The organism is Isoptericola sp. NPDC057391, from assembly GCF_042668085.1.
Taxonomy (GTDB): domain Bacteria; phylum Actinomycetota; class Actinomycetes; order Actinomycetales; family Cellulomonadaceae; genus Isoptericola.
In genome coordinates this window covers 1-8695 of the sequence record NZ_JBHVBO010000172.1, presented here as the reverse complement: position 1 = coordinate 8695, position 8695 = coordinate 1, and the positions used below count along the sequence as shown (strand labels likewise).

The following is an 8695-nucleotide window of genomic DNA, read 5'->3' as shown; positions in this document are numbered from 1 at the left end:
GAGGTTCTTCTCGTGCAGGTTCACCGCGGCGTTGTCGCCGGACTCGCGGGCCTCGGCGAGCTTCTCCAGGGCGGTGTTGGCGCCGGTGACGTAGGTGGCGTGGTGCTTGTCATGGTGCAGCTCCATGATCTTGCCGCTGATGTGCGGCTCGAGGGCGCTGTAGTCGTAGGGCAGGTCAGGAAGCGTGTAGACAGCCATGCTGAGATACCTCCGGTTGCGTGCCGCACGTCGTACCGGCGTGCGATGGGGACGTCGTCGACGACTGGGTCTCCGGCCGCTCTCACGTGCCGGGGACGACGACGGCCCGCGCACCCCGCCCGACGGATCGGGGGAGGGGTACGCGGGCCATCGGTCCAGCCTGCAGGAGACTCAGTGCTCCCGCTCGACGGTGCCAGACCCCGAGACCAGCTCGGGGGTGTCGTGGGCGGGCTCGAGCTCGTCGTGCTCGCCGTGGGCGTGCGCCGCGGCCAGCTCGGCCGGGGTCACGGGCTCCACCCGGTCCTCGTAGAAGAACTGCGACAGCTTCTGCCAGCGCTTGTCCTTCTTGTAGCCCTTGCGCTTGACGCCGCGGGCGTCGGTCGCGGGCTCGATCTCCAGGGGCCGGTGCGCCTCGTAGTTGACGCGCAGCCAGCGCTCCTGCTCGTCGAGCGGGCGGTGGACCTCGATGTACTCGCCGTTGGCGAACCGCACGATGCGACCGGTCTCGTGACCGTGCAGCACCAGCTCGCGGTCCTTGCGCTGCAGGCCCAGGCAGATCCGCTTCGTGACCCAGAACGCGAAGACCGGGCCGACGAAGAACAGGATCCGGAAGACCCAGGTGATCGTGTTGATCGACAGGGCGAAGTGCGTCGCGATGAGGTCGTTCGAACCCGCCAGCGCCAGGATCACGAAGGCCGTGAGGAACGCGACGCCGAGGCCCGTGCGGGTCGGGACGTTGCGCGGGCGGTCGAGCACGTGGTGCTCGCGGTGGTCGCCGGTCACCTTCGCCTCGACGAACGGGTACACGAACAGGAACGTGAACAGCAGGCCCGGGATGATGACCGCAGGCACGAGGATGTTCAGCGAGAGGGTGTAGCCGCCCCACGTGACGATCTCGGTCTGGCCCGGCATGAGGCGCAGCGATCCCTCGAGGAACAGCATGTACCAGTCCGGCTGGGCACCCGCGGACACCGGTGACGGGTCGTACGGGCCGTAGTTCCAGACGTTGTTGATCGCCATCGTGCCGCCCATGAGGGCCAGCACGCCGAAGATGATGAAGAAGTTGCCGCCCATCTTCGTGGCGAACGCCGGCACCGCGGGGTAGCCGACGACGTTCTTGTCGGTGCGGCCGCCGCCCGGGTACTGGGTGTGCTTGTTGAGCACCATGAGGAACAGGTGCACGCCCACGAGGGCGAGGATCAGCGCGGGCACCAGCAGGATGTGCACCGTGAACAGGCGCGGGATGATGTGCTCGCCCGGGAACTCGCCGCCGAAGATGAAGTACGAGAGATAGGACCCGATGATCGGGATCGACTTCACGACGCCGTCGGTGATGCGCAGGCCGTTGCCGGAGAGCACGTCGTCCGGGAGCGAGTAGCCGGAGAAGCCGGCGAGCAGGCTGCAGATCAGCAGCAGCGTGCCGACGAGCCAGTTCAGCTCACGGGGCTTGCGGAACGCGCCGGTGAAGAAGACGCGCATCATGTGCACCACGATGCCGGCGACGAAGATCAGCGCCGACCAGTGGTGGATCTGCCGCATGAGCAGACCGCCGCGCACCTCGAACGACATGTTGAGCGTCGAGGAGAAGGCGGTGGACATGAGCTGGCCGTCCATGGTCGCCGGCGCGCCGTGGTGCGTGACGAGAGCCATCGACGGGTCGAAGAACATCGCCAGGAACACGCCGGAGATGAGGAGCACGACGAACGAGAACAGCGCGATCTCGCCGAGCATGAAGGACCAGTGGTCCGGGAAGACCTTGCGGACGAGCTGCTTCGCGAGCACGCCGACCTTGGTCCGCTGGTCGAGGTAGTCGGCGGACTTGCCGATCACGGTGGTCGGCTCCGCCGCGGTGGGGGGAGTGGTCGTGGTGCTCACTTCAGGCGCTCCCAGTAGCTCGGGCCGACGGGCTCGTTGAAGTCGTCCTCAGCCACAAGATACCCCTCGTCGTCGACGGTGATGGGCAGCTGGGGCAGCGGGCGCTTGGCGGGTCCGAAGACCACCTTGGAGCCGTCGGAGATGTCGAACGTCGACTGGTGGCAGGGGCACAGCAGGTGGTGCGTCTGCTGCTCGTACAGGGCGACCGGGCACCCCACGTGGGTGCAGATCTTCGAGTACGCGACGATGCCGTCGTACGAGGCGCCCTCGCGGTGGTCGCGCTTGTGGTCGCGCGGGTCCATGCGGACCAGGAGGACGACGGCCTTGGCCTTCTCCGTGATCCACTCGTGCGACTCGCGCTCCTCGGCGGGCACGTCGGGGATGACGTGCGCGACCGAGCCGACCGTGAGGTCCGACGCCTTGATCGGGCGACCCGACGGGTCGTAGGCGAGGCGCGTGCCCTTCTTCCAGAGCGTGTGCCGGAACTTGCCGACGTTCCAGTCGCCGCCGACGCTCGAGACGAGCGGCACGGCGATGGTCAGCGGGAAGAGGGCGAGCGCCGAGACGACCGCGCCCTTGAGGACCGGACGACGGGCGATGCCGGAGTCGTCCAGACCGTCCTTGAACTGCTGCTGGACGACCCCGCGGACCTCCTCGGAGCTGCTGCTCGAGTGCCGCTCCTCGACGTACTCCTTGCCCGACATCAGGGTCTTGGCCCAGTGCACGGCCGCGAAGCCGATGCCGAACAGGGAGATCGCGATCGCGACGCCGAGCAGCACCGTCGAGAGGCGCACGCCGGGCGTGGTGCCGTCCGGGCGGACGGCGAAGTAGGCCACGACGGAGCCGATCGTGCCGAGGCACGACACGGCGAAGAGGATCGCGATGATCCGCTCGTTGCGCTTGGCCGCCTTCGGGTCCGTGTCCGTCAGGCGCGGGTGGTGCGTGGGGACGCCGGGGTCCGCGAAGCGGTCGGCCTGGGCGACGGTGCCGTCGCCGTCGTGCCGGGCCACGTCGCGGGACGGGCCCTGGGGGTTCTGGTTCTCGCTCACGAGGACTTCGCTCCGATCCACACAGCGCCGCCGATGATCAGGCCGATGCCGATGATCCAGGCCCACAGGCCCTCGCTGACCGGGCCGAGCGAGCCGAGGGTGAGGCCGCCGGCCGAGCCCTGGTCCTGCTCGTCGAGGAACGCGATGATGTCGCGCTTCTCCTCGGGCGTGATGTTGGCGTCGTTGAACACCGGCATCGACTGCGGGCCGGTAAGCATGGCCTGGTACACGTTCCGGCCGGAGGTGTCCCACAGCGGCGGCGCGAACTTGCCCTCCGAGAGGGCGCCACCGGCGCCGACGGCGTTGTGGCACATCGCGCAGTTGGTGCGGAACAGTGCCATGCCGTTGGCCGGGTCGCCCTTGCTCCCGTCCACCTGCTCGTCGGTGGGGATGGCCGGGCCGGCGCCGAGGGACGCGACGTACGCGGCGAGCGCGGCGGTCTGCTCCTCGTCCATCTGCCGGGGCTTGGCCTCGGCCTGGGGGCCGTTCATCTGCATCGGCATCCGGCCGGTGGAGACCTGGAAGTCGACCGCGGCCGCACCGACGCCGACGAGCGACGGCGCCTCGGTGGTGCCCTCCGCGTTCGGGCCGTGGCAGGTGGCGCAGTTGGCCTGGAAGAGCTTCTTCCCGGTCTCGATGTCCGCGGTGCTGGCGGTGTCGGCCTGGGCCGGGCTCGGGGCCAGGGCGGCGTAGACGCCGCCCGTGACCAGCAGCGCCAGCAGCAACAGCACGACCGGCGCGAACCGGTGGTGCCTGCGGGCGGCGAGTGCCTTCACGAAATGATCCTCGTCTCGCAGATCGAAGGTGCAGGGTCAGTGCCGGCGGCGACGCCGGCCGGGGGGTTCAGCGCAGGAGGTAGATGACGGCGAAGAGGGCGATCCACACCACGTCGACGAAGTGCCAGTAGTAGGACGTGACGATGGCGGTGGTGGCCTCGTGGTGGCCGAAGTTCTTGGCGGCGAACGAGCGGCCCAGGAGGAACAGGAAGGCGATGAGCCCGCCCAGCACGTGGAGGCCGTGGAAGCCGGTGGTCAGGTAGAAGACCGAGCCGTACGGGCTGGACGAGATGGTCAGGCCCTCGTGCACCAGCTCGGTGTACTCGAAGATCTGGCCGCCGATGAAGAACGCGCCCATGAGGTAGGTGAGGGTCATCCACTCGTGCATGCCCCACTTGTTCACCTGCAGCAGGGAGCCGGAGCGCACCGGCTTGAACCGCTCGGCGGCCCACACGCCCATCTGGCAGGTCACCGACGACAGCACCAGCACGGTGGTGTTGATCGTCGAGAAGGTGATGTTGAGCTTGTCCGCCTGCGCGGCCCACTCCGCCTCGGGCATCACCGACCGGACGGTGAAGTACATCGCGAAGAGGCCGGCGAAGAACATGAGCTCGCTCGCGAGCCAGACGATCGTCCCGACCGACACGGGGTTCGGACGGTTGACGCTCACGTGCTGGTGGGCATGGGGGGCAGCAGCCGTTGCGGTCGACACGTCAGCCATTATGGCCGACATACGGCCGGTTCGAGCCACTCGGGCGGGCCGGGCGCGAAGTCGATGTGCACAGAATCTGCGGAAACTCGCCACTCCGCCACTACGAGGTGACGGATCGATGGAGAGTGCCAGTAAAAGACCACGTTCGGCACCTGCCCGAGGTGACGCGTGTGTGCCACGATGCCAGCAAACGTCGACGTCCGACGGCCGCGGTGCGGGTGCCGGACGTCGTGTCCGTGCCCGGTGCCGTGCACGTCCGCGAAGGGGAGCCAGAACGTTGACAGATCAGACGGACCAGAGGGACCCGACGACCAGCGCGACCAGCCTGACCGGCGCGATCGCCCCGACGGCCCGCACGGGCCCGGCGGCCCGGGGGCCGCGCGTCCTGCTCTACAGTGACGACCGGACCGTCCGCGCCCACGTGCGGACGGCCGTCGGCCCGCGCCTGCGTGCGCACGCCCCGGAGATCGCGTGGGCGGAGGTCGCGACGCCGGCGGCGCTGATCGCCGCGGCCGACCGCGGCGGGTGGGACCTGCTCGTGCTGGACGGCGAGGCGGACAGGTCCGGCGGCATGGGGCTGTGCCGCCAGCTCAAGAACGAGGTGTACCGCTGCCCGCCGGTCGTGGTCCTCACCGGCAGGCCGGACGACGGATGGCTAGCATCGTGGTCGCTCGCCGACGCCGTGGTGCCGAGGCCGCTCGACGCGATCGAGCTGCAGCGCACCGTGGCCGGCTTCCTGACCGCAGCCGCCTGACCCGCCGCGGGGCCGCCCACGCCCTGTCGGAGGGTGCCGGCTCCGAACCGAAGGGACCACCGTGGCCTCCACCGACCCGGCCTCCGACCTCACCTGGCCCGGCATCCTCACCGAGCTGGTCGCCGGGCGCGACCTGACCGCCGCCGAGACGGCCTGGGCCATGGACGAGGTCATGTCGGGCGAGGTCCCCCCGACGCGCCTGGCCGGCTTCCTCGTCGGGCTCCGGGCCAAGGGCGAGACGGCGGCGGAGCTCACGGGGCTCGCCGACGCGATGCTCGCGCACGCCACGCGGATCGAGGTCCCGGGGCGCACGGTGGACATCGTCGGCACGGGCGGCGACCGGCACCACACGGTCAACGTGTCCACGATGGCGGCGGTCGTGATCGCGGGGGCCGGGCTGCGGGTGGTCAAGCACGGCAACCGCGCGGCGTCCTCGTCCTCCGGCTCGGCGGACGTGCTGGAAGCGCTCGGGATCCGTCTCGACCAGGCGCCCGCACGGGTCGCGGCCCTCGCCGAGGAGGTCGGCATCACCTTCTGCTTCGCGGGACTGTTCCACCCGTCGATGCGGCACGCCGGCGTGGCCCGGCGCGACCTCGGCATCGCCACCGCGTTCAACTTCCTCGGCCCGCTGACCAACCCCGCGCAGCCCGGTGCGACGGCCGTCGGCTGCGCCGACGCGCGCATGGCGCCGCTCATGGCCGGGGTGTTCGCGAGCCGCGGGACGGACGCGCTGGTGTTCCGGGGCGACGACGGGCTCGACGAGCTCGCGGCCACCGCGGGCACCACGGTGTGGGAGGTGCGCGGCGGCACGGTCGTCGAGCAGCGGCTCGACGCCGCGACGGACCTCGGCCTGCAGCGCATCGAGGTCGCCGACCTCCGAGGGGGCGACGCGGCCCACAACGCGGGCGTGGCGCGCCGGGTGCTCGACGGGACCGACAGGGGACCGGTGCGCGAGACCGTGCTCCTCAACGCCGCCGCGGGCCTCGTCGCCGACGGGAGCCTGCCGGGGACCGGCCGGGGCTCGCTCGCCGAGCGGCTGGCCGCGGGCATGGAGCTCGCCGCCCGCAGCGTCGACGAGGGCGGAGCGGTCCGCGTGCTCGACGGCTGGGTCGCGGCCACCGGGGACTGACGCCGCTGACCGGCCTCAGTCGTCCGATCAGCCGCCCGCTCAGTCGTCCAGGCCGAGGGCGAACGCCTGCTCGAGGTCGACGTTCGAGTAGGTGCGGAACGCGATGAGCGTCTCGGTGCGCACCACGCCGGGCACCTTGCTGATCCCGTCGGCGATGACGTCGGCGAGCTCCTCGTGCTCCCGCACGCGCACCATGGCGACCAGGTCGGCCTTGCCGGTGACGGAGTAGACCTCGCTGACTCCCTTGAGGTCGGTGACCTTGGTGGCGACCTCGGGGATCTGGTCGGCCTCGGTGTCGATGAGCACGATCGCGGTCAGCATGCCGTCATCGTAGCCACCGGCGGCGGGTCGGTGACGTGCTCGGCCGTCTCGTCGTCCATGCCCGGACCGGCCCAGAGGCGGGCGACGGTCGTGGCGACGGCGCCGAGGTCGGCGTGCGCGGCGGCGGAGCGCACCGGGCACGTCCAGGGGTCGCTCACGTGCACCAGCCGGACTCCCGGCTCCTCCAGCCAGGCCAGCACGAGGGCGGCCTCCTCGGGATGGCACGCGGGCGCGGGCGCCACGGGCGGGGCGACGACCTCCGCCGTCGCGCGCAGGGCGTCGACGACGGGCAGCGGGTCCTCGTCGGGACCGGTCACGGCGGTGGCGGCGAGCCGCGCGTGCTTCACCACGACGAGCTCCCAGCCGCCCGCGGGGGTGGGCCGCGCGGCGACGAGCTCGGCGCACCGGGCGACGGGGTCCAGCCGTTGGGCGCGCGCCGCGCCCTGGACGAACGCCCGCAGCCGGCGGGTCACCGTGCCGGCTTCCTCGAACCGTTCCTGGGCCGCGAGCCGACCCACCCGAGCGGCGAGGGTGTCCACGACGGCGGAGGGGTCGGACGTGAGCGCCGTGCGTGCCGCGGCCGCGACGGCGTCGTACCCGTCGTCGGCCGAGCCGGTCGCCGTGCACGGCGCGGAGCAGCGGCCCATCCCGGCGAGGGCGCAGGGGCTGCCGGCCGTCCGTGCGACGCGGGGGAGCCGCGGCGTGCACTGACGCAGGGGGAGGGCGTCGTGGACCGCCTCGACGGCGGCCAGCGCGGCCTGCCGGGACGTGAACGGGCCGATGTGCGGCGTCCCGGCGCGGACGTCGCGCACCACCGACAGCCGGGGGTAGGCCTCGTCCGTGAGGCGCACCCACGACTGGCGCTCGGGGTGCTTGGAGCGCCGGTTGTAGCGCGGGGCGTGCTCGGCGATGAGCCGCAGCTCGCGCACCGACGCCTCGAGCGGCGTCGCGCAGACCACGGGGGTGACGGCGTGCGCGATCCGCACCATCTCGGTGATGCGGCCGCGCTTCTCGGCGGCCGTGAAGTACGACCGCACCCGCTTGCGGAGGTTCGTCGACGTGCCGACGTACAGGACCTCGTCCCCGGGGCCGCGGAAGAGGTACACGCCCGGGGCCTCGGGCAGGCCGTCGGCGAGCGTCCGTTTGCGGCGCACGTCCGGCGGCACGGGGTCGGCGGCGCCGGCGAGGTCCTCCAGGTGGGTGATGCCCAGGGGTGCCATGCGCTCCAGGAGGGCGTGCAGCACGTCGACGGTCGCGCGCGCGTCGGCCAGCGCGCGGTGCTCAGGAGTCACCCGCGCCCGGAAGAGCGCGGCCAGGGTGGACAGCTTGTGGTTCGGCGCCTCGTCGCGGGTGACGACGCGGCGCGCGAGGGGGACGGTGTCGACCACCCGGAACCCGGGCCAGTCGTACCCGAGCCGGTCGCAGGCCGCCCGCAGGAAGCCGACGTCGAACGGCGCGTTGTGCGCGACCAGCACGGCGTCGCGCGCGAACTCCAGGAAGCTCGGCAGGACGAGCTCGATCGGGGGAGCGGTGGCGACCATGGCCGTCGTGATGCCCGTGAGCCGGGCGACGAACGCCGGCACCGGGTGCCCGGGGTTGACGAGCGACTGCAGCTCGCCGAGCACCTCGCCGCCGCGGACCTTGACCGCGCCGATCTCCGTGATGCCGCCGTCGGCGGCCCGCCCGCCGGTCGTCTCGAGGTCGACGACGACGAAGGTGACGTCCCGCAGGGCGGTGCCGAGGTCCTCGAACGACGGCTGGAGCGCGGTGCTGCGCGTCGGGGACGGGGTGGTGCTCGGCATGCCGGGACCGTAGCGGCGACCTCCGACAGGGGCGCCGGGCAGCCGGGCCCGGACGCGGTCGAGCCCGCCCGGCCGCGGT

The 8695-nt window shown here is 71.9% G+C and carries 8 protein-coding genes and 1 pseudogene; 2 read left to right on the top strand and 7 right to left on the bottom strand.

Features of this window, described 5'->3' with window-relative positions:
- The 5 genes and pseudogenes from ACFUVW_RS17290 to ACFUVW_RS17270 form a co-directional block, all read right to left on the bottom strand.
- Positions 1 to 198: pseudogene (locus ACFUVW_RS17290) on the bottom strand (superoxide dismutase); the annotation flags it as partial.
- Between the two features lie 171 nt (positions 199 to 369).
- Positions 370 to 2073 (bottom strand): cytochrome bc complex cytochrome b subunit, encoded by a 1704-nt coding sequence (locus ACFUVW_RS17285; protein WP_430572552.1) that lies wholly within the window; start codon positions 2071 to 2073, stop codon positions 370 to 372.
- Positions 2070 to 3122 (bottom strand): Rieske 2Fe-2S domain-containing protein, encoded by a 1053-nt coding sequence (locus ACFUVW_RS17280; RefSeq protein ID WP_430572551.1) that lies wholly within the window; start codon positions 3120 to 3122, stop codon positions 2070 to 2072. Before ACFUVW_RS17280 ends, ACFUVW_RS17285 begins: the two co-directional genes overlap by 4 nt.
- On the bottom strand, positions 3119 to 3898 hold the full coding sequence (locus tag ACFUVW_RS17275; RefSeq protein WP_430572550.1) for a c-type cytochrome: 780 nt from the start codon (positions 3896 to 3898) through the stop codon (positions 3119 to 3121). Before ACFUVW_RS17275 ends, ACFUVW_RS17280 begins: the two co-directional genes overlap by 4 nt.
- A 67-nt stretch (positions 3899 to 3965) precedes the next feature.
- On the bottom strand, positions 3966 to 4619 hold the full coding sequence (locus ACFUVW_RS17270; protein WP_430563693.1) for a heme-copper oxidase subunit III: 654 nt from the start codon (positions 4617 to 4619) through the stop codon (positions 3966 to 3968).
- Between the two features lie 316 nt (positions 4620 to 4935).
- Between ACFUVW_RS17270 and ACFUVW_RS17265 the strand changes: the two genes are divergently transcribed.
- Both ACFUVW_RS17265 and trpD read left to right on the top strand, forming a co-directional pair.
- On the top strand, positions 4936 to 5364 hold the full coding sequence (locus ACFUVW_RS17265; protein WP_430572553.1) for a hypothetical protein: 429 nt from the start codon (positions 4936 to 4938) through the stop codon (positions 5362 to 5364).
- 61 nt (positions 5365 to 5425) lie between these two features.
- The gene (gene trpD / locus ACFUVW_RS17260) at positions 5426 to 6493 is read left to right on the top strand and encodes an anthranilate phosphoribosyltransferase (RefSeq protein WP_430572549.1); all 1068 of its coding nucleotides are present in this window, start codon (positions 5426 to 5428) and stop codon (positions 6491 to 6493) included.
- A 39-nt stretch (positions 6494 to 6532) separates the two neighbouring features.
- Here trpD and ACFUVW_RS17255 read toward each other — a convergent pair whose 3' ends face one another.
- Together ACFUVW_RS17255 and ACFUVW_RS17250 are read right to left on the bottom strand one after the other, a co-directional pair.
- Positions 6533 to 6814: an Lrp/AsnC family transcriptional regulator gene (locus ACFUVW_RS17255; RefSeq protein ID WP_430545226.1), complete on the bottom strand. Its 282-nt coding sequence runs from the start codon at positions 6812 to 6814 to the stop codon at positions 6533 to 6535.
- Positions 6808 to 8616 (bottom strand): DEDD exonuclease domain-containing protein, encoded by a 1809-nt coding sequence (locus ACFUVW_RS17250; protein WP_430572548.1) that lies wholly within the window; start codon positions 8614 to 8616, stop codon positions 6808 to 6810. The genes ACFUVW_RS17255 and ACFUVW_RS17250 overlap by 7 nt, the downstream gene beginning before the upstream one ends.
- Positions 8617 to 8695: the final 79 nt, after the last annotated feature.